We start from the raw sequence: 19,198 nt of genomic DNA, 5'->3' as shown, positions 1-19,198 counted from the left end.
TCATCGCTTCTTGGCCGGGAGGGGAGCACACCCAGGAGATGGAGTGTCGCTCCTCCAGGTTAAAGGAAAAGGGTGGCAATCGCCCCTGAGCCGTTGGAACCGACAGGGCCATCTGCCCGGCATCATCCTATTCTCCCTGGTTGGTGGCCAGCGTTGTGGAGTGCGGCCAGGGAGTGCTCATGTGATCAGGGGCTGTTGCCGGCCGGGAAAAAGGATCATTTTGGAAGCAGGTAAAGAACAGATGAGCACACCAACTGAGGCAGGAACAGCGGAGAGCGGGGAGCAGGCCAGACTGGAACGATCGGCCCTGATAGTGGCCACGGTGACCTCCTTTATAGGACCATTCATGCTCTCTGCGGTGAACATTGCCCTGCCGGCCATGGAGCAGGGACTGCAGCTGGATGCGGTCCAGTTGAGCTGGATCGCCACCGCCTACCTGCTGGCCACGGCCGTAGCCCTGGTGCCTGCAGGCAAACTGGCCGACATCTATGGCCGGAAACGGGTGTTTGCCTTGGGCCTCCTGATCTATACCCTCGGCTGCCTGGCCGGGGCCTGTGCCTCCAGCTTTCTGGTACTGATGGTCGGCCGGCTTGTCCAGGGCCTGGGTGCGGCCCTCTTTGTGAGCACCGGCATGGCCATCATCAGCTCTATCTTTCCCCCCCAGAGACGGGGCAGGGCCATCGGCATCTATGTGGCGGCGGTCTATATCGGCCTCTCGGTGGGTCCCTTTGTCGGCGGGTTGCTGGTCCAGCACCTTGGCTGGCACTCCATCTTCTGGCTGATGGTCCCCCTGGGGCTGGGCTCCCTGCTCCTGACCCTGCAGCAACTCAAGGGAGAGTGGTATGGCGATCCGGGCCAGCGTTTCGATCTCTGGAGCGGTCTGCTCTACGCCGCAGCCATGGTTATGGTGGTCTATGGGGCGACCCGGATACCTTCCCTGCCGGGTTGGGCCCTGTTCTCGGCCGGCAGCCTGCTCTTTTACGGTTTTCTCCGCCGTCAGTTCCTGGTGAGCTTTCCGCTCTTTGAACTGCGCCTCTTCACCACCAACAGGGCCTTTGCCTTCTCCAGCCTGGCAGCCCTGCTCAACTATGGTGCAACCTTTGCCGTGACCTTTCTGCTCAGCCTCTATCTCCAGTACCTCAAGGGAATGTCACCCCAAGGTGCAGGCACGGTTTTGATGGTGCAGCCGATCATGATGGCCCTGCTTTCGCCCATGGCCGGTCGTCTTTCGGACCGGATCGAACCCCGCTTGCTGGCCTCGGCAGGGATGGTGGTCACGGTGATCGGTGTTTTCTTGCTGACCCTGATCGGCTCGCAGACCCCGGTCGGGCTGATCATAGCCGACCTGGCCCTCTTGGGGATCGGCTTTGCCCTGTTCAGCTCGCCCAATATGAGCGCCATCATGGGTGCGGTGGAGCCGCGCTATTACGGTCTTGCCTCCGGGGCCGTGGCCACCATGCGACTGCTGGGACAGATGTTCAGCATGACCCTGGCCACCCTGGTCCTCTCCATCATGGTCGGTCAACAGGCCATTACCCCGGGAATCTATGGGCCGTTTTTGGAAAGCATCCATCTGGTCTATACCCTTTCCGCCCTCTTTTGTTGCCTGGGGGTCTACTTTTCCTGGTTTCGCGGTGCCATCCATGAAAGCCCGAGCAAGATCGCTGCCCAGGATTAATGCCCCCTGTGCTCCTTACTCCCCGTGGTCAGCAGAGCAGAGCCTCTGCGGGGCGCTGGGCGGGTGTTGATCAGCATAATTTGGCACCCAGGGGAACCTCCTGATCAGGGACGCAGAGGGCCACGACCCCTTCCCTGTTGTGAAAGCCGGTTATCAGGCACTCGGACATCAGCGGCCCGATCTGTTTGCGGGGGAAATTGACCACCCCCACCACCAGCCGTCCCTGCAGTTCCTCCGGGGTGTAGAGCTCGGTGATCTGGGCGCTTGATTTTTTGACGCCGATCTCCTCGCCAAAATCCACCTGGAGGATATAGGCAGGTGAGCGGGCCCCTGTGAAGATTTCTGCACCGATGATCCTGCCCACCCGTAACTCTACCTGTTCAAAATCAGACCAGCTGATGGTTTCCATGCTTCTGCTCCTTGTTGGTTGCTCGTTTCTCTTTGCCTTCAGGGGACAGACATTAGCTAATCCAGAGGAAGCTGTCTTGAACAAAGTTGACATGGAGAGAGGCACCCTTGCCCGGACAGGTGCAGAGAGACCAAGGACCGCCCCTGCCAGGTGGCGTTGAACTTCTTTCAGCTCTGTTTCTGACGGAGATAGGAGCCTGGGGTCAGGCCATAGCGCCGTTTAAACCTCCTGGTGAGATGGCTCTGGTCGGCAAAACCCGCCAGGAGGGCAGCCTCTGCGATGGGCTGACCGCTGTCCAGGAGTTGCCGGGCCCGCTCAAGACGCAGTTGAACGAGGTAGGCATGGGGCGACATTCCCAGCTGCTCACGAAACAGCCGGATGAGATGAAAGGCGCTACAGTCGCTTATACCGGCCAGGATTTCCAGGGAAAGCTCTTCATCCAGCCCGGCCCGCATAGAGTCAACGACCCTGTTCAGCCTCTTGCTAGCCTTGCCGGTACTGCCATGATCCAACTTTTCCCTGAAGTTGGCTTGTCTGATGGATGTAAAGAGGGAGAGCAACAGTTCATCAATCAGAAGCTGATCCCGAGCAGTGATGATTGCCTGATGGAGGGTGATGGTCTTTTGCCAGCATCGCCCATCCCGGACGACTACCGTCGGGAGCAAGGAACCGCCCCAGGAACTCCCGCTGAGGAGTTTCTCCAGATAGCTAAAGAATTTCCGGTCCAGGTAGAGACTGCGCAGGTGTCGTTTTGCCGGGGTGCAGGCGTGGTTGGCGTGGACCACCCCAGGCTCTATGATGCTGACCCACCCTGGCTGGAGGAGTGCTGACCGACCTTGGAGGTGATACTGTTCAGCGCCCTCAGAGTTGACCCAGAGTACATGGCCCTCATGGATGTGGTCTTCAAAGACAAATTCGGATCTACACGAGAGTGCCATAATCCCCGGAGAGAGGGGCGAGCGATAGTGAAGAGGTTCTTTCATCCTGAGCGAATGGGGTCTGGAGGTATGGTGTGCGGGCATCTAATGGGCTGAACGATCGCTGCTGGAGGAGTGAATTCGCCCACTCTTTACTGTTCCGGATACGGTCTCCACTCTCCGGGGTGAGCTCAAGCCCGAGGTAGGAGGCGTTTTCTTAAAGCCCCTCCCTGTTTCCGCCAGGGCTGGGCCTCTCTGGAAAAAAGGAGCAGCCACACTTACTGTTACTGTATGGGGGCAGCACGTCCCTGCCTGGTATCTCTAGCACAGTGGAGCACGATTATGAAACGGAAAAGTAGAGACACCTACAAGGGCTGGGCGATCTCGGTGACCGCGGAGAGTACCATGTGTGCCAGGTTTGTTTTGATATTACAGATCCTGATGGTCACTGCCAACATGTCTCCATGGGTGGTGACAGCGAACAGCGTGCCCTGGAGCGGGCCAGGGAGATGATCGACCTGGAACTGGCCCTGGTTGACCGGGGCTGAACTCTGTGTGGGCCTCTTTAAGGTACCTTGAAAAATGAGATTTTTCGATCAAGGTCAAGGCGCGCGATAAATTTTACCGCAGGCATACATCTGATATTCCGAGGGTGAAATTTTGAGTGCAACGCCGAGATTGGAAGAAAAAGCAATTTTTCAAGCTGGCCTCTAGTCCAGCCAAGGGCTGTCCCTCTTTGTCACGCGTACAGCAACGTTGAAAGCCTTTTTTTTTTCAGGATCGGGGATATCCTTCTCCAGAGAGCACGGTTCAGCCTTTTTGCCGGAAACAGGGCTTCAAGGAAGATCCCTTCTGGTGTATACAAAACGGTGGTTGGAACTCTTTCACCTGTCAGAATTAACCTGTTGTACGGTATCTTGACGAGGTGTAGACGAGGTGTACTTTTGTCCGCTTTCAAGCCGTGAGACAATGTGCTCCAGTTATATATTCAATATTCCAAGGGTAAATGGTTAAGCATAAGGTTGAGCATAAGCCGTGCCTGGTCGAAAAACCAATGGTTTAAGCCGTCCTTTGGCTTCCTGGGGAGGGAGAGGTATCATGCAGCACCAGCTAAGCGATGTCTATAAGGGCTGGGCCATTGCAGTGAAGGCCGAGGCAAAGATGTGTGCCAGGTTCAGCTTTGAGATCATCAGTCCCAGCGGCTACCGTCAGTATGTGGCCATGGGTGGGGAGAACAGAGAGCGCGCCCTGGAGCGGGCCAGGGAGATGATCGATCTGGAACTGGCCCTGGAGGATGATTCCTGAGCAGCAGTGAGCAGGTGTCTGTCCCAGCCAGAGAGGAAAATGGGGTGCTGATCAGACTTCACTCCTCCTTGGAACTCGGGACGCTCCAAGGTACCCCATAAGCTAAAAAAAGTGTGCTCGCATTCTTGGCGATAAAGGGGCAGAGCCCATAACAATCAAGACAGTGGCTGGTGAGCTGTCTGCCTCCGCCACTGTCTGAGCTGTTCGCTGGTGGCGGTGGCCCCGCCGCAGACCACCACCAGCACCGTCCTGTAGCGTTCCAGGAGGGCAGTTTCTTCATAGGCTACAGCCAGGGCCGCACCGCAGGCCGGTTCCACCAGCAGGCGATGATCATCAAGGAAGCGTTCACAGGCAGAGAGGGCGCTTCTATCCGAGACCAGGGTCGTGGTGACGGGATGCCGGCCTACCCACTGCAGGGCCTGGGCACAGACCTGGTTGGCGCCCAGGGAGGTGGCCACACCGCTGATCTTGGCCAGCTTAACCAGCCTGCCTGCCTCCACCGCCCCATGAAAGGAGGCGGTGCCCTCGGTTTCTACGGCAATGATCGGCAGCTCGTCCCAGCCGTGTCTGTGCAAGCCCTGGGCCACTCCGCAGAGCAGTCCGCCACCGCCCACGGCAAGGATAATGGCATCGGGCTTGAGACCGGCGGCAGCGACCTCATCGATCAGGCCGGCATGGCCCTGCCAGAGCAGTGGGTCGTCAAAGGGATGGAGAAAGGCATCGTTTTTGCCCAGCAGGGAGAGGGCAAGTTCGTTGGCCTCCTGCCAGCTGGCCCCATGGACCCGTACCTCGGCCTGTTCACGTGCCAGCAGTTCTGTGGCTCGCTCAGGGGTCGTCTCCGGCACCACCACGGTCACCGGGATCTCCAGCCGGCGTCCTGCGTAGGCGGTGGCCAGGCCGGCGTTGCCGCCGGATGAGGAGATAAAGCGGCGGGCACCCTGGCGGGCATAGTGTGTACAGGCATGGCCGACGCCGCGCAGTTTAAAGGAGCCCGAGGGCTGGAGGGCCTCCAGCTTGAGCCAGACGCTTCGTCGGCTCTCCAGGCTCAAGGCCCTGGAAGGGAGCAGTGGTGTTTCAATATGGAGGTTCATGGCAGGGGTGGTCCTGGCAGCTTATGCAGCTTGCCCTGGCAGGGGCAACCTTGCTTTGCGTGGGAGCAACTGAGCCTTACTCGCTCCATGGAGCTTACTGGTCGCTGTTGAATTGCGGAGTTCTCTTTTCCAGAAAAGCGGCCATGCCCTCGGCCTGTTCAGAGCCGGCAAAGAGGTGGGCAAAGAGAACACTCTCGTGGGGGATGGCCTCATCCCTGGTCATGTTCATGCCGCTGCGGATGGCCTCCTTGGCCAGGCTGAGTGCAGCGGGGCCGTTGGCCATGATGGCCTGAGCTGTTTCCCGGGCATGGTCCAGGAGTTTGTCCTGGGGGAGAACCAGGTTGACCATGCCCCAGGCCTCGGCCTGGCGGGCATCAATCATTCTGGCGGAGAAGATCAGCTCACGGGCACGGTTGGGGCCGATGAGTCTGGGCAGGTTCTGGGTGCCGCCAAAACCTGGGATTACCCCCAGGCTGAGCTCGGGCAGAGCAAAGCGGGCATTTTCGGCGGCGTAGATAAAGTCACAGGCCAGGGCCAACTCCAGGCCGCCGCCCAGGGCGTAGCCATTGACCACGGCAATGACCGTTTTGTCGAGTCGTTCCAGCAGTTGTATCAACCGCTGCCCCTTGCGGGAGAACTCCAGGGCCTGGCCGGGGCTCATGGCCGCCATCTCTCCAATGTCTGCTCCGGCCACAAAGGCCCTGTCGCCGGCACCGGTGATCAAAACCACCTGGACCGCCCGGTCCTTTTCCAGTTCAGTTACCAGTTCTGTCAGTTGCGCCAGCAGCCTGCTGTTGAGTGCGTTGAGACTCTGGGGGCGATTGATGGTGATGGTACAGATGCCATCTCTGGTGTGGGGGAGGAGGATACGCTCAGCCATGGATGTCCTCGCTGTTGATGCTGTTTTTGGATGAGAGACCGGACCTTAGCCAGGCAGATGATAGCTCGTATCCTACCCGCGGCTCTGCGAAGCGGCAAATAAAAGATGTAAAAGAAGGAAAAGATTTGGCCATGGTATAATCTCTGCCATCGATGCTATAATGTTCATTGAAAAGGTAGTATCTGTGTCTGATCGAGCCGTGGCCGCTCAGATGAGGATACCCCACCCGGTCCTTGGTCCTTAGTCCTTAGAGGGAAGTCCTCTGTCAGGGACCTCAACGAGGAGGAGAGAGATGACCAGCCCAGTCCGTGTCCCCGTGCAAGCTGTCTTACCCCTCATGGCTGCTGCCATTCTTCTAGTCAGCACTCTTGGCTGGGCCCAGTCCGACCCCCTGCCGTCATGGAACGAAACCCTGCCCAAGTTTCAATTGATCGATTTTGTGGTCACGGTCACCTCGGAAGGTTCTCCCGAGTATCTTGCGGTGGAGCAACGTATCGCGGTCTTTGATAATGACGGCACCCTCTGGGCGGAACAACCGCTCTATTTCCAGGTCTACTTTATCGCTGATCGGATTCGTGCACTTGCCTCCCTGCACCCCCAATGGCAGAGGCAGGAGCCCTTTGCCTCGGTACTGCGGGGTGAACTCCATCAGGCCTTCTTTGGGGAGGCTGACCACTTCAGAAAACTGTTGCTGGCCACCCATGGTGGCATGAGCGAGGCCGAGTTCCAGCAGCAGGTCAGTGACTGGATTGCCACGGCCAGGCATCCCCAGAGCGGTAAACTGCTCACCGAGATGGTCTACCGGCCCATGGTGGAACTGCTCGACTATCTGCGGGCCAATGGTTTTAAAACCTTTATCGTCTCAGGCGGCGGCCTGCAGTTCATGCGACCCTGGAGCGAGCAGGTCTACGGCATTCCGCCGGAGCAGGTGATCGGCACCACCGTGAAGACCAGCTATGAACAGCGTCAGGGCCGGCCAGTGATTCGCCGGCAGCAGCAACTGGATTTTTTTAACGATAAAGCAGGAAAGCCGCTGGCCATTAACCACCACATCGGTCGGCGCCCGGTCATGGCCTTTGGCAATTCAGACGGTGATTTTCAGATGCTTGAGTGGGTGACCAGCGGTCAGGGACCTCGACTCGGCCTGCTGGTGCACCACACCGACGGCAAACGCGAGTATGCCTATGATCGTGATTCAGAGATCGGCAGGCTTTCCCAGGCCCTCGACGAGGCGGCCAAACGTAACTGGCAGGTGGTGGATATCAAGGAGGATTGGAATCGGGTCTTTGTCGATCCCAGGGGGCAGGAGCAGTGAAGGGGGGTGGCTGAGCGGCTCTTTTTGATCGAGCTAACTTGTCCCAACTCCAATAAACCTTATAGTAGAAGACACAGGATCATTTGGGCAGAGCGGGCTATGTTTCCACCTCGTGTCAATATACCCTGCATCCCGATGGTCCACCTGCCAGTGGTGAACAGCCAGAGCACGCTTCAAGGTTCCCCTGGGAACCCTTGCCGGGAGCTCATCCAGCTCTCGGCGTTGAGGGCTCTTCACCCGGTTCTATCCTTGCCAAGAAGAGGTACTGTTATGAAGATGCAAAAGGATATGGTCGATTCCTTCCTGATGACCCATCGCACGTTTATGGATAACCTGAACCAGTCGTTTGAGATTATAGAACATGATATCCAGGAGAGCGCCGAGTTCGGCAGCGAATGTAACGATGAGTGGTGTTCCGCCCTGGAGAGTTCCTTGGATGAACTGGCCAAGTACATCTACTCCATCAGCGAACCCCGCTGGTTACCGGATGAGGATTCCAAAAGAATCCATGAGATGCGGCAGAGGCTCCATGATCTCTATGCCCAGTTCAAAGGGATGAGCTCCGGAGCGACCCACTGATCCCCCCAAAAAAATCTCCCTGGTCAGCCGGCGATTCCCTATCCCAAGGTCTCGCCGGTGGGACCTGCCCCCTGGTCCTCATCCTTACTTCATGGCCATCACCCTGGTGCCGTCGGAGATGGAGGATTCCGGGGCCATAACCACCGTCTCTCCCAGCTGAACCCCGGCCACGATCTCGGCCTTAAAATCATTGATCAGCCCCACCTGGACAGTACGCAAGCGGGCACGTCCGGCCACCACCGTGTAGAGCTGCCACTGACCCTTGCTGCCGTGGAAGAGGGCGGTCCTCGGTACCAGGATCACCTTCGGCTTCTGAGCGGTGATAATCCGGACCCTGACCCGATAGTTCAAGCCGAGTCCTTGTCCTGATCTTGCCAGGGATTCCATGCCTTGGCTGGTAAAGACGATCTTCACCCGCACCCGCTGCTCTTCAACCCCCAGAGAAGAGATCTTGGTAAAGGCCTCCGGTTCCACCAGCCGCACCCTGCCCGCTATCCGTGCCTCTCCGACGGCCCCGCCAAAGATCTCCACCGGATCGCCGGGCTCAATCCGAACCGCATCCTCGGTCAGGATTTCGGCTGCGATCTCAAGTTCCTCCAGGTTGCCGATATCCAGCAGGGGCTCACCCGGGGTCATCACCCGCTCGTTCCAGACGTGGCGTTTGAGGATGGTCCCGGAGACCGGGCTCTTGACCAGGGTACGCTCCAGGTTACGCTGGACATAGCCGGGCAGCAGGTCCATGATGGACTGTAGGGATTCACTCATGTGGAGCATGGCCTGGCTCTCTTCGATTTTGACCGCAGCATCCAGGTAGAGGTGCCTGGATTCCCGCTCCTGTTTTTCACTAATGGAGCGGGTCTTCAACAGCTTCTGGTCGGCCTGCCACTCCCACTGGGTATAATCACGGCGGATTTCGCTGGCCTTGACCTCCGCCCGGGCTGCCTCCACCCACTTGGCCACGGCCTTGATGATGTCCCGGGTCTCCTGGGTGGCATCCTGCCAGTCGGCATCATCCAGCCGGGCCACCAAGGCACCGGCCTTGACCTGGTCCCCCTCTTGGACGGTCATGGGCAGGACCCGTCCCTGCATGGGCATGGTCAGGTGATAGATGTGGGGCAGGCTGGTCTGGCCACGTTCCTCGATATAGGCCTGGATGGTTCCCTGGACGGCAACCGCCAGGCGGGCAGGGGCCTGCTGGTGGAGCTTGGCATAGATGGTCAGAGTGATCAGGACCAGGGCGGTGAGGCTACCCCCTGTCCAAACCCAGCGACGTTTTTTTGCTGCTGCCATGGTTCTTTTTCCTCAAGCTACAGGTCCCCTCGGCCAGGAGAGCCGAGGGGGTACCCTGGTTAGGGGGTACTCACTCTTTCAGGCTCAGGGCTTCCAGCCAGTTTTGCCGGCCCAGGGTTCTGATTACCACGATTTGGGAGAGCAATACAAAGAGGAACGCCAATCCCAGGGTGTAGAGCGGGCTCATGGGCGCCAGGTGAGCTGGGAAGCTGTAGGCATCAGTGCTGAAGGCCTGCATAGAGGCCTTCAGCAGCCAGTAGCCCAGGGGCAGGCCAGCCAGGGTGCCGCTCAGGTTGTTGACCAGGTTTTCCCGCAAAAATATCCTGGCCACCTCATGGCTGAAGTAGCCCATGGCCCGGAAGGTGGCCATCTCCCGTTGACGCTCGGCTATGGCAATCAGGGTGGAGTTGAGAATGGCACCGAAGAAGATCACCCCTGCCAGGAGAATCATGATTACAGCCGAAAAGCGCATGGCCCCGTTGAGCTGTTTGTTCAGGGCCTGCCGCTGTTCCCCCAGATCAGTCAGGCTCTCCAGGCCGGGCATGGCCCTGATGGCCGTCATGAAGCCTTGTCTCTGTGCAGGGGTATGGCTGGCCAGGATCCGGACCTCATTGAGCACCCCCTCTGTCCCCAGCACCCGGTTGAGCCAGTGGAAATCAGCATAGACCACCAGACCCAGCATACTCTCCATGGACTGGATCACCGGTAGCCTGCGGCTGAGCTGTTCCCCCTTTACCGGCACCACCTCCACCAGCTCACCGGGCCGCAGCTGCAGCTGTTCCATCAGCCGGGTGGTCATCAGCAGGCCGGTAGCCGGCAGACCAATGGGACGCCCCTGGTCATCCACCGGGGTGGTCAGGCTGCTGCCCCGGTGGATGGCCATGATCACCCCCCGTTTCAGCCGATTGTTTCGCCTGAAGGTGCAGGCCAGGTTGAGCACCGGTTCCGCCCGGTTCACCCCGGGTAGACGACGGACCGCGTCAAGCCCGGAGCTGCTCAGCTCGTCATGGAAGCTGAGGTGGTAGTCGCTTCGCAGGACCCGTTCAAACTGGAGGCGTACCATCTGGTCCATGGAGTCGACAAAGCCAAAGGCCAGGACCACGATACTGCTCCCCAGGGCCGCGGAAAACATGGCAATGGCGGTGCGTCCCTTGTTGCGGAGCAGGCCGCGGAGGATCATCTGCCACTGGGCATCCAGGCCGGTCCACCAGCCTTGAAAGCGCTCCAGGAAGACCGCTCCACCCAGGGGCGGCGGCGCCTGGCGCATGGCCTCGGCAGGCTCCAGGGCCATGATCCGGCGTACCCCCCTGATGGTTCCCAGGATGGCGAAGAGCAGGGCAATCGCGATGCCGGTCAGCTGGAGATCAGGATAAAGCTGGCTGGTCAGCTGGGGGAAGGTGAAGTAGCGGACATACATCCTGGTCATGGCATCCCCCAGCAGGTAGCCGAACAGGCAGCCCAGCAGACCGCCAACCAGGCCGGTGACCGCGGCAAAGCGGAGGAAGTGGTGCATCAGCTCCCGGTTGTCATAGCCGATGGCCTTGAGGGTCCCGATGACGGTTCGTTGCTGCTCGGCCAGGCGAATCATCAGGACGTTGAGCACCAGGGCGGCCACGATCAGGAAGAACAGGGGAAAGATAACAGCCGTGTTGAGCAGCTGTTTCATCTCGCCATCCAGGACCATGGGGGAAAACTGTTCCTGGCGCGGGATGCCGCTAAAGACTCCATGGGGTTTCAGCCTGGCGGCCAGGGCCTCGACCATGACCTTGCTTTCTGCCCGTGCCCCCGGGGCCAGCAGCCCGACCACGCTGTTGCAGCCGCTGTGAAAGCCAAAGCTGTCTTCGGCAAAGCTGCGTTTGATAAAGAGCAAGCCATAGCTGCCAGGTTCATCCACCATGCTCCCGGGCGAGGCCAGGTAGACAAACTCGGCGCTGATGGCCGTGCCCGTGACCACCAGTTCCCTGCGCCGGTTGTTGAGCACCGCCATGATGGTGTCCCCGGGCCGGATCCTGCGGGCCTGGGCGAATTTATCCGAGACAATCACCTCGTTGGCTCGGCCCGGGCTGAAGTAGGTGCCCTGACGGAGGATGATATTGTTGATCACCGGGGCCGGTTGGTCGGGCAGGGAGAGGAGCGTGGCCCCGATGGGTTTTTCCGCCCCGGGCAGGTCCAGCATCACCTGGAACTGGATACGTTCGCGGATCTCGGAGATGCCGGGGATGGCGGCCAGCCGCCTGACCTCTTGGACCGGTGCCTTTTTGAGGTCGAGCCAGAAATCAGCCAGCCGGCAGGAGGAGTAGTAGCTGGATCTGGCATACTCCAGGTTGCGGGCCGTGGACAGCATCCCCACGAAACAGCCGATGCCCACGGCGATGATAGCGCTGACCGCCAGCAGCAAGACCAGGTTGTGGCGGATATCCCGGACAAGTTTGCGGTTCAGGGCGTTCATGACCAGTCCACCGCTCCGGCAGGCAGGGGATCTGCAGTGGTGATGATCTCAGCGATGACCCCGTCGGCGATGATGGCGGTGCGGTTGGCCAACTGGGCCATGGCCGGGGCATGGGTGATCATCACGATGGTGGTGCCGGTCTCGCGGTTGATCTTCTGGAGCAGCTCCAGGATCATGATGGTGTTCTCCTGATCCAGGGCCCCGGTGGGTTCGTCGCAGAGCATCAGTTCGGGCCGCTTGGCCAGGGCCCGGGCAACGGCGACCCGTTGCTGCTCGCCGCCGGAGAGCTGGGAGGGGAAGTGGTGCAGCCGATCAGCCAGGCCAACCAGCTCAAGGGCGGCCGCCGGCTCCATGGGCCGGGCCGCGATCTCCGTGGCTGTGGCCACGTTTTCCAGGGCCGTGAGGGTGGGGACCAGGTTGTAGAATTGAAAGACAAAGCCGATGTGGTCCCGCCGGAAGCGGGTGATCTCTTGCTCGTCCAGGCCGGTGAGATCCCGATTGTTAAAGCTGATGAAGCCCTGGCTGGGCTGGTCGATGCCGCCGATCAGGTTGAGCAGGGTGGACTTTCCTGAGCCCGACTCCCCCTTGATGATCAGCAGTTCCCGGGCAAGGATCTCCAGGTTGATGCCCCGGAGGACATGGACCTTTACCTCGCCCACGGTAAAGGTGCGGTGTACATCTTTCAACTGCATCAGTACCTTGTTTGCTGCCACGGTATACCCCAGGAAGAAATCAGGACGCCGGTTTGCTCTCGGCCAAAAACAGCGGCCAGTGCCTCGAGCGGTTCATTGGCCCAACAGAAACAGCTCCATACTCAACTGTATCCTTAAAGGTCATGATTGCAAAGGGGATCGTTACCCCGTCCCTGGCTGGAGAAAGAGTCATCCGGGCTTGCGTCTGAGAAGAATCGGTTTATCGTGTCCGTTCGCTGCCCTCCGAAAGGTGCTGAGGCGGCCAATGAATTATCGAGAAGAGGAAACATGGAAACCTATCTGATAGCAGCACTCTGCTGGGGGATCGGCGGGGTGATCAACGGCGTGACCGGCTTTGGCCTGGCCCTGATCGCCATGCCCCTGTTCTCCCAATATGTGGACCTGGGCTATGCCGTGCCGGCCGGGACCCTGATCGGCCTGAGCATGAATCTGCAGATGGGCTGGACCTACCGGCGCAGCACCGATTGGCAGCGCCTGCGGCCGCTCCTGATCGGCGCCCTGCCCGGAGCGATCATCGGGGCAACGGTGCTCAGCCACATGCCTGAAGCCGGGATCAAGATGATCATGGGAATCTTCCTGCTCGGCTACGCCCTGTGGAGCCTCTTCTTTCCCAAGGTACGGGCCCGCGCAGTCTCTCCCCGCTGGGGCTATCTTGCCGGGCTCTGCTCCACGGCCATCGGCACCGCCTTTGGCATGGGCGGACCGCCCACCATCGTCTATACCACCCTGGCGGGCTGGTCCCAGGAGGCGGTCAAGGCAGGGATCGCCTCTTTCTTTCTCTGCGCCGGCATGGTCATGGTCGTGGTACAGCTGGCCTATGGGCTGCACTCTCTGACCTCCCTCTCCTACGTTGCGGTCTGTGCTCCTGCCGTCGCCCTGGGCTGCCGAGGCGGGATTCTCCTCTCCCGTCGGCTGGCTGAGCGCTCCTACCGGACAATGATATTCCTGCTCCTGGTGATGATGGCCCTGGTGATCCTCTATCGGGCTGTTTTCCAGCTTTAGCTCCTTCTGCTTTTCCCAAGACACCGGCAGCTTGAAGTCATTATGGATCTATTTATTCACGCCTTTACCGTGAATGAACAGTCTCATCATTCAAGATAGCCCATCTGCAAATGGTATAAATACGCCGCCGCTTGCTGCCGATAAGAAGAGCAGAGTCCTGACGGTTGTACCGCTCAACGAGGTGCAGCCATGGTAGCCTGGTATTGGCTGTCCCCTTACATTAGCCTTACATCACCTTTGGATCCAGAGGTCATCTCAGAACAACATCCACTCCAACAGAGGAGGAATTCATGATCATTGCTGCGACTGCGGTCAGCATGGATGCAGCACGTGTCTACAAGGAAGTAGAACAACAGAAAACGAGCACCGCCCCCCTAGCCATCGCTTCATCGAGTACTCCTGCCAATGATTTCAGTGCTCGCTTCTCCAACCTTATCTCCACAGCAACCTCAAGCCGCGTCCAGAGCAGTTCCGTGGTAACGCACCCGGCCGGCCGGGAGAATGATCATTGCGAAGAGCCTGCCCTGCTCCTCTCGACCCTGACTGAGCAGCTTATCGGTCAGCAGGTGACTGTCAACGATGTTGTTCAGGAACTGAAATCCCCGGCTCCCCCTGGCATAGACCGTCCCGCTGAACTCGGCTTTTCCGTACGCAGGGCCGAGTTGGTTCATCATAGCATTTTCACCCAGCAGGAGCAGATCAGGGTTTCGGCAGGCGGCAGTGTGCAGACGGCTGACGGTCGGGAGATTTCCTTTACCTTTGGCCTGGAGATGGAGCGGCAGTCCGTCAGCGTGCAGTCGACTTCCCTGGGACTGGCACCGCTCTTCATCGATCCCCTGGTGCTCAACTTTGGAGGCAATCCACCCTTTATGAGTGATAGCTCCTTTCAGTTTGATCTGAACGGGGATGGGGTGGAGGATGAGCTCGCCTGTCCGGGAAGCGGTTGCGGCTTTCTGAGCTTTGATCGCAACAGGGACGGGATCATCAATGATGGTCTGGAACTCTTTGGTCCGAGCAGCGGCTCCGGATTTGGAGAGCTTGCCGGCTTTGACAGCGATGGCAACCAGTGGATTGATGAACAGGACCCCATCTTTGCCAGGCTTCAGGTCTGGATGATGGGGGACCATGGTGAGGGGCAGTTGCTCAGCATGAAGGAGGCCGGCGTGGGTGCGATCTCCATCGGCCATGTGGGCAGCCGCTTTACCCTGGAAAGCAGCACCGGCATGGTGGTCGGCCAGGTCAAGGCCAGCGGGATCTTTCTCAGCGAGGCAGGTGAGGTCCGTTCCCTCCAGGAGATAGACCTGGCAACACCGACCCCTCGCAGCAACATCTATGGTGACCGCCAGGAAGCAGGGGCGGTTGCTGAACTGGATCAGGCCATTGTTGCCATGCGGCAGATCATCGAGCTGCAGCGATTCCAACTCAGGATGCTGCTTGCCAGAGGCAGGATGGGACAAGGCCGGGACAACAGGCCGGAAGCGCTGGCCCAGCTCTTTGAGCAGCTGGATCAGCGACGGCAGGCCTCCCTGTCCTCGCTTCTTGTTCCCAGGGTCGAAGAGCCTCGCCCGTTGGCGGTAGCGCAGCCGGAGGAGGTCATCCCCCCGCTTGAGGACTCGGTCCCTGTTCGCTCACTACAGAGCTAGGCGCCCGGCCCCAGCAGCGTGAACAGTCCTTTTCCCGGAGCACAAGCTCCGGGAAAGTAGCGGGGCCCTTTGGGAGGCGGGAGGCCTTGTGCTTCGCCCAGCCCCGGGCAGTCTCGGCCGAGGATGAGGACAAGAGTCTGCTGTGATCCCCCCTAGGGGATAAGCCTGCCGTGGGGGTCTCTCCTGGGATGGCCCAGCTTTTCATCCAGGTATTCGATGGTCTCTCCCTCCCGGATATGCTCCAGGTGGTGGGCCGTGCTGTGCAGCTGGTCTTTGGGGGTGCCGATCTGGGCCAGGTAGGACTCCCATAGGCGGTGGGCCCGCAGCACCTTGTCCGCCTCCACCTGGCCGTCGGCGGTCAGGGCATAACCTTCTTCCGATGCGGCCAGGAGGCCGTCCTGGACCATCCGCTGCAGGGCCTTGTTGAGGCTCTTGGCCGGTTCCTGGACATAGGTGCGGATTGTTTCCAGCGGGGTCACCCCCTCGTTTCTGAGGATGGTGGTGAGCACGTCCTCCACCACCTGTTGGGGTACCATTCGCTTCAGCCGCAGCCAGCGGGCCAGCAGCCCGTACTTGGGGGCCAGGGCCAGGACCACCAGAAACTGGAGGGTACAGAAGAGCATGATCGCCCCGCCGCCGGCAGAGTCCAGCCAGACGCAGAGAAAGAGGCCCCCCACCACGCTGGTCACTCCGAATATCCCGGAGAGGATCATCATCCGGTCCAGCCGGTCGCTTAAGAGGTAGGCCGTGGCCGCCGGGGTGATCAACAGCCCCACCACCAGGATGACCCCCACCATGCTGACCGCACTCACCACCACCAAAGAGACGCAGGTGGTCAGCACATAGTCGAGAAAGAGTACCGGCAGGCCGATGGAGGCTGCCATCACCGGGTCAAAGGTGGCGAGCTGAAAATGCCTGAAAAAGAGGATGATGATGCTCAGGACCACCACCGCGGTGAAGGCGCTTACCCAGAGGTCGGTGTCAGCCACCCCCAGGATATCGCCCATGATAAAGTGCATCAGGTCGATGTGGATGTAGTGGCGGAAGATGGAGACCGCCACCACCCCCAGGGCAAAGATCCCGGTATACATGATGCCGATGGTGGTATCCTCCTTGATCCGGGAGACCCGGGAGACAAAACTGATCAGCGCCACCGTGGCGATGGCCGCAATCAGCGAGCCCAGCAGCATCCCCGGGGCATGGGCCTCGTAACCGAAGAGCATCTTCATCACCAGGTAGCCGCCGGCAACTCCTGCGATCATGGCATGGGAGAGGGCGTCCCCCAGAAAGGCCATCCGCCGGAGTACCACCAGGCACCCTACCACTCCGGCAACCACGGCAACGATGGAGCCGCCGATCAGGGCCTTCTGAAAATAGGTCTCAGTCAGTGGTGCAAGAATCGCATCGAGCATCAGCCTTCCCCCCTCTTTGTCAGGTCACTGAAAATGCGGAGCCGCCCCTCATAGACCTTGCTCAGCAACTCTTCCTCCAAGACCGCCTCGGGAGGGCCGTAGGCGTAGAGACGCTGTTTGATCAGCAGCAGCTTGTCAAAGTACTCGCCGGCCGTGGCCAGGTCGTGGTGAACCACCACCAGGGTCTTGCCCACCTCCTTGGCCCGGCCCAACACGTCCAGGATGGCCCGCTCCGTGGCTGCATCCACCCCGGCAAAGGGCTCATCCAGCAAGAGGATCTCACTCCCCTGGGCCAGGGCCCTGGCCAGGAAGACCCGTTGCTGCTGGCCGCCGGAGAGCTCGCCGATCTGGCGATCTGCAAAGTCCGCCATCCGCACCATCTCCAGGGCCTCGACAGCCGCCTGCCGGTCTCTTTTCCGGGGGCTGGTATACCAGGGGATCTTCTGATACCTGCCCATCAGGGCGACCTCCTGGACCGTGATCGGAAAATCCCAGTCCACCGATCCCCGCTGGGGCACATAGGCCACCTGCCCCTTGACCCGCTGGACATTCCGGCCGTTGATCAGCACCGAACCGATATCCGGTTTGACAAAGCCGAGGATCGCCTTGATAAAGGTGGATTTGCCGGCACCGTTGGGACCGATCACCCCCACCAGCTGATCCGGCTCGATGCTCACCGAGACATCGAGCAGTGCCGCCCGGGCATGGTAGCTGACGGTGAGGTGTTCCACATCGATGGCGTTGGCCCGTTTCTTGTGATTTGCAGCAGTGGGGTGGTCAGTGGTCATGGCTCTCCTCCTTCGCTGTCAGGGCAAAGTGGATGGTTCCGGAGACCAGGGAGCCCTGGCTGCTCCAGAGGGTGGTATCAACCACCCTGACCCCGGCCCGGGCCAGCTGCACCCGCATCCCATGCTCCAGGCTGCCTTCGCTCAGCGGCGGGCTTGCCGCAAGGTAGATCTCGTTGTCGCCCATCACCAGCCCCTCAACCCCCTCCAGGGTCCAGGGGATGCCCCGGTTGAGCTGATCCGCAGGCACCGGCAGGAGCCGGCCGTTGAGCCGCAGCTCCAACGCCACAGGGCCGCTATCCTCGGTCTGGAGGGCAAAGGGATCGGCTTCGCTGGAGAAGGTCGGGGTCAGCTTGAGGGAGTAGACCTCTTTTGCCAGGGTCAGGGTCGGGTTGCGGATCACGATCTCGGCTTCGGCCGCCTGCCGCTGTCTGCTATAGGACCAGAGCCCGCCGATGATTACCAGCCAGATCAGGAGGGTGAGGATAAATCGCATCAGGTCACCTTAGGTGTGGGGGATTATTGAAGCGCATTGACAATCAAGAGCACGTTTTCCCGGAGCATGCCGATATAGGTCTCCCCGGCGCTGCCGGCCGGCCCCATGGAGTCTGAGTAGAGTTCACCGCCGATGGCTACCCCGGTTTCCTGGGCAATCTCCCGGATCTGTTTGGGATTGATGGTGGTCTCCACAAAGATGGCCGGAGCCCCGGACTCCTTGATGGACTGCACCACCTTGCGCCGTCGCTCCGGGGTGATGCCGGCGCCCACCTCGGCACCCGTGGACCAGCCCACCGGGGCAATGGAGAGGAAGTCGTTGCCTGGGTTGAACTTATATTCCCGGCAGAAGTAGTTGAAGGCATCGTGGGTGGTCACCAGGATCCGTCGGTGGGGAGGAATGCGGCTGACCTGCTCCCGGATCCAGGCATCCAGGACCCGCAGTTGCTGGAGGAAGAGTCGGGTCCGGGCCTGATACTCCGCCCTGTTGGCCGGATCAAAACCGCTGACCGCCTTGAGGATATTGTTGACGTAGAGGGCGGCGTTACGCGGGGAGAACCAGGCATGGGGATCCATGATGGCCTCCTCGCCCTCACCCACCAGCAAGGGCGCCAGTCCCGTAGTGGCGGTGACCAGGGGCTTGTCCGCATCCCTGGCCAGGGTGGCCATCCAGCTCTTGCCTTCCAGATGGAGGCCGTTTTCCATGCAGATATCGGCCCGGAGCACCAGCTGGACATCGTCGGGTGTGGGTTGGTAGGTATGGGGATCGGCACCCGGGGCGAGTACACTGATGACCTCGGCCCGGTCCCCCATGATCTGGCGGGTAAAATCGGCGATCTGGGTGGTGGAGGTGACGATCCGGAGCTTTTTGCTCGCTGGCTGTGCCTGCAGCGAAAGTGGAGAAAGGCTGAGGACAGAACAGAGCAGGAGCAGGAGCAGGGTTCTAATAACAGGTCTCATCTTTTATGCCTCTGTTGAGGTGAAATTGAGCTGAGGGGTTTGACGGCCCTGGGGCCTTGAAAGGGGGGGCAAGCTCCCCTAAGAATGTTTCTTAAACTGTAGCAGTGAAACCTGCCAAAAGTCCATGGTAATCTTCTATATTATTACCAGCTTGAGCCTGGAAAGGGGCTTGCTTTCCCTGGCTTCCCTGTTACGCCCATGGCGCGGGAAGGCTCTGCCGGCGGCTGGATGCAACCCAGGGAGGGGGCAGCTGATGGCGAGTCGTTGCAGCCCGC

The 19,198-nt window shown here is 60.0% G+C and carries 18 protein-coding genes; 7 read left to right on the top strand and 11 right to left on the bottom strand.

The annotated features are described in order from the left end of the window. Positions 1-241 precede the first annotated feature (241 nt). Entirely contained in the window at positions 242-1,678 is a 1,437-nt protein-coding gene (locus G494_RS23995; protein WP_035247159.1) for an MFS transporter, read from the top strand. A 70-nt stretch (positions 1,679-1,748) separates the two neighbouring features. On the opposite strand, the gene G494_RS0116175 is transcribed toward G494_RS23995, so the two are convergent. Beyond that, positions 1,749-2,087 (bottom strand): tRNA-binding protein, encoded by a 339-nt coding sequence (locus tag G494_RS0116175; RefSeq protein ID WP_028585352.1) that lies wholly within the window; start codon positions 2,085-2,087, stop codon positions 1,749-1,751. A 167-nt stretch (positions 2,088-2,254) separates the two neighbouring features. Then, positions 2,255-3,025, bottom strand: coding sequence for a helix-turn-helix domain-containing protein (locus tag G494_RS25700; RefSeq protein ID WP_161630008.1), 771 nt, complete (start codon positions 3,023-3,025; stop codon positions 2,255-2,257). A gap of 386 nt (positions 3,026-3,411) precedes the next feature. On the opposite strand from G494_RS25700, the gene G494_RS27005 reads away from it, so the two are divergent. Then, complete coding sequence (locus tag G494_RS27005) at positions 3,412-3,552, top strand: hypothetical protein (RefSeq protein ID WP_153305916.1); 141 nt, start codon at positions 3,412-3,414, stop codon at positions 3,550-3,552. Positions 3,553-4,102: 550 nt separating this feature from the next. Beyond that, positions 4,103-4,309: a hypothetical protein gene (locus G494_RS0116155; protein WP_028585351.1), complete on the top strand. Its 207-nt coding sequence runs from the start codon at positions 4,103-4,105 to the stop codon at positions 4,307-4,309. A gap of 155 nt (positions 4,310-4,464) precedes the next feature. Here the strand turns inward: G494_RS0116155 and G494_RS0116150 are convergent, their stop codons facing one another. Both G494_RS0116150 and G494_RS0116145 read right to left on the bottom strand, forming a co-directional pair. Then, the gene (locus tag G494_RS0116150; protein ID WP_028585350.1) at positions 4,465-5,400 is read right to left on the bottom strand and encodes a pyridoxal-phosphate dependent enzyme; all 936 of its coding nucleotides are present in this window, start codon (positions 5,398-5,400) and stop codon (positions 4,465-4,467) included. 94 nt (positions 5,401-5,494) lie between these two features. Then, positions 5,495-6,280: an enoyl-CoA hydratase/isomerase family protein gene (locus G494_RS0116145; protein WP_028585349.1), complete on the bottom strand. Its 786-nt coding sequence runs from the start codon at positions 6,278-6,280 to the stop codon at positions 5,495-5,497. Positions 6,281-6,572: 292 nt separating this feature from the next. On the opposite strand from G494_RS0116145, the gene G494_RS0116135 reads away from it, so the two are divergent. Together G494_RS0116135 and G494_RS0116130 are read left to right on the top strand one after the other, a co-directional pair. Then, a complete protein-coding gene (locus G494_RS0116135) occupies positions 6,573-7,595 on the top strand; it encodes a haloacid dehalogenase-like hydrolase (RefSeq protein WP_084456983.1) in 1,023 nt (340 codons plus the stop codon). Between the two features lie 270 nt (positions 7,596-7,865). Further along, complete coding sequence (locus G494_RS0116130) at positions 7,866-8,174, top strand: hypothetical protein (protein WP_051305775.1); 309 nt, start codon at positions 7,866-7,868, stop codon at positions 8,172-8,174. A gap of 84 nt (positions 8,175-8,258) precedes the next feature. Here the strand turns inward: G494_RS0116130 and G494_RS0116125 are convergent, their stop codons facing one another. The 3 genes from G494_RS0116125 to G494_RS23985 all read right to left on the bottom strand — a co-directional run bounded on the left by G494_RS0116125 (position 8,259) and on the right by G494_RS23985 (position 12,626). Beyond that, complete coding sequence (locus G494_RS0116125) at positions 8,259-9,464, bottom strand: efflux RND transporter periplasmic adaptor subunit (protein ID WP_028585346.1); 1,206 nt, start codon at positions 9,462-9,464, stop codon at positions 8,259-8,261. Between the two features lie 70 nt (positions 9,465-9,534). Then, positions 9,535-11,913: an ABC transporter permease gene (locus tag G494_RS0116120; protein WP_028585345.1), complete on the bottom strand. Its 2,379-nt coding sequence runs from the start codon at positions 11,911-11,913 to the stop codon at positions 9,535-9,537. Further along, positions 11,910-12,626, bottom strand: a complete 717-nt coding sequence (locus G494_RS23985; RefSeq protein ID WP_232362583.1) for an ABC transporter ATP-binding protein — start codon at positions 12,624-12,626, stop codon at positions 11,910-11,912. The genes G494_RS0116120 and G494_RS23985 overlap by 4 nt, the downstream gene beginning before the upstream one ends. Positions 12,627-12,893: 267 nt before the next feature. On the opposite strand from G494_RS23985, the gene G494_RS23980 reads away from it, so the two are divergent. Together G494_RS23980 and G494_RS25695 are read left to right on the top strand one after the other, a co-directional pair. After that, positions 12,894-13,628: a sulfite exporter TauE/SafE family protein gene (locus G494_RS23980; RefSeq protein WP_051305773.1), complete on the top strand. Its 735-nt coding sequence runs from the start codon at positions 12,894-12,896 to the stop codon at positions 13,626-13,628. 290 nt (positions 13,629-13,918) lie between these two features. Then, entirely contained in the window at positions 13,919-15,271 is a 1,353-nt protein-coding gene (locus G494_RS25695; protein WP_051305772.1) for a hypothetical protein, read from the top strand. Positions 15,272-15,423: 152 nt separating this feature from the next. Here the strand turns inward: G494_RS25695 and G494_RS23970 are convergent, their stop codons facing one another. From G494_RS23970 to G494_RS0116085, 4 genes are read right to left on the bottom strand one after another with little or no spacing between them, the layout of a single operon-like run. Next, positions 15,424-16,683: a metal ABC transporter permease gene (locus G494_RS23970; protein ID WP_035246999.1), complete on the bottom strand. Its 1,260-nt coding sequence runs from the start codon at positions 16,681-16,683 to the stop codon at positions 15,424-15,426. Next, positions 16,683-17,471 (bottom strand): metal ABC transporter ATP-binding protein, encoded by a 789-nt coding sequence (locus G494_RS0116095; protein WP_035246996.1) that lies wholly within the window; start codon positions 17,469-17,471, stop codon positions 16,683-16,685. The genes G494_RS23970 and G494_RS0116095 overlap by 1 nt, the downstream gene beginning before the upstream one ends. Then, positions 17,461-17,964 (bottom strand): hypothetical protein, encoded by a 504-nt coding sequence (locus G494_RS0116090; protein ID WP_028585343.1) that lies wholly within the window; start codon positions 17,962-17,964, stop codon positions 17,461-17,463. Before G494_RS0116090 ends, G494_RS0116095 begins: the two co-directional genes overlap by 11 nt. A gap of 23 nt (positions 17,965-17,987) precedes the next feature. Further along, entirely contained in the window at positions 17,988-18,923 is a 936-nt protein-coding gene (locus tag G494_RS0116085; protein ID WP_035246993.1) for a metal ABC transporter substrate-binding protein, read from the bottom strand. Positions 18,924-19,198: the final 275 nt, after the last annotated feature.

This window comes from Desulfogranum mediterraneum DSM 13871 (assembly GCF_000429965.1).
Taxonomy (GTDB): Bacteria; Desulfobacterota; Desulfobulbia; order Desulfobulbales; family Desulfobulbaceae; genus Desulfogranum; species Desulfogranum mediterraneum.
Note: the sequence above shows the minus strand (reverse complement) of the source record. Positions and strands in the feature narration are given on the sequence as shown.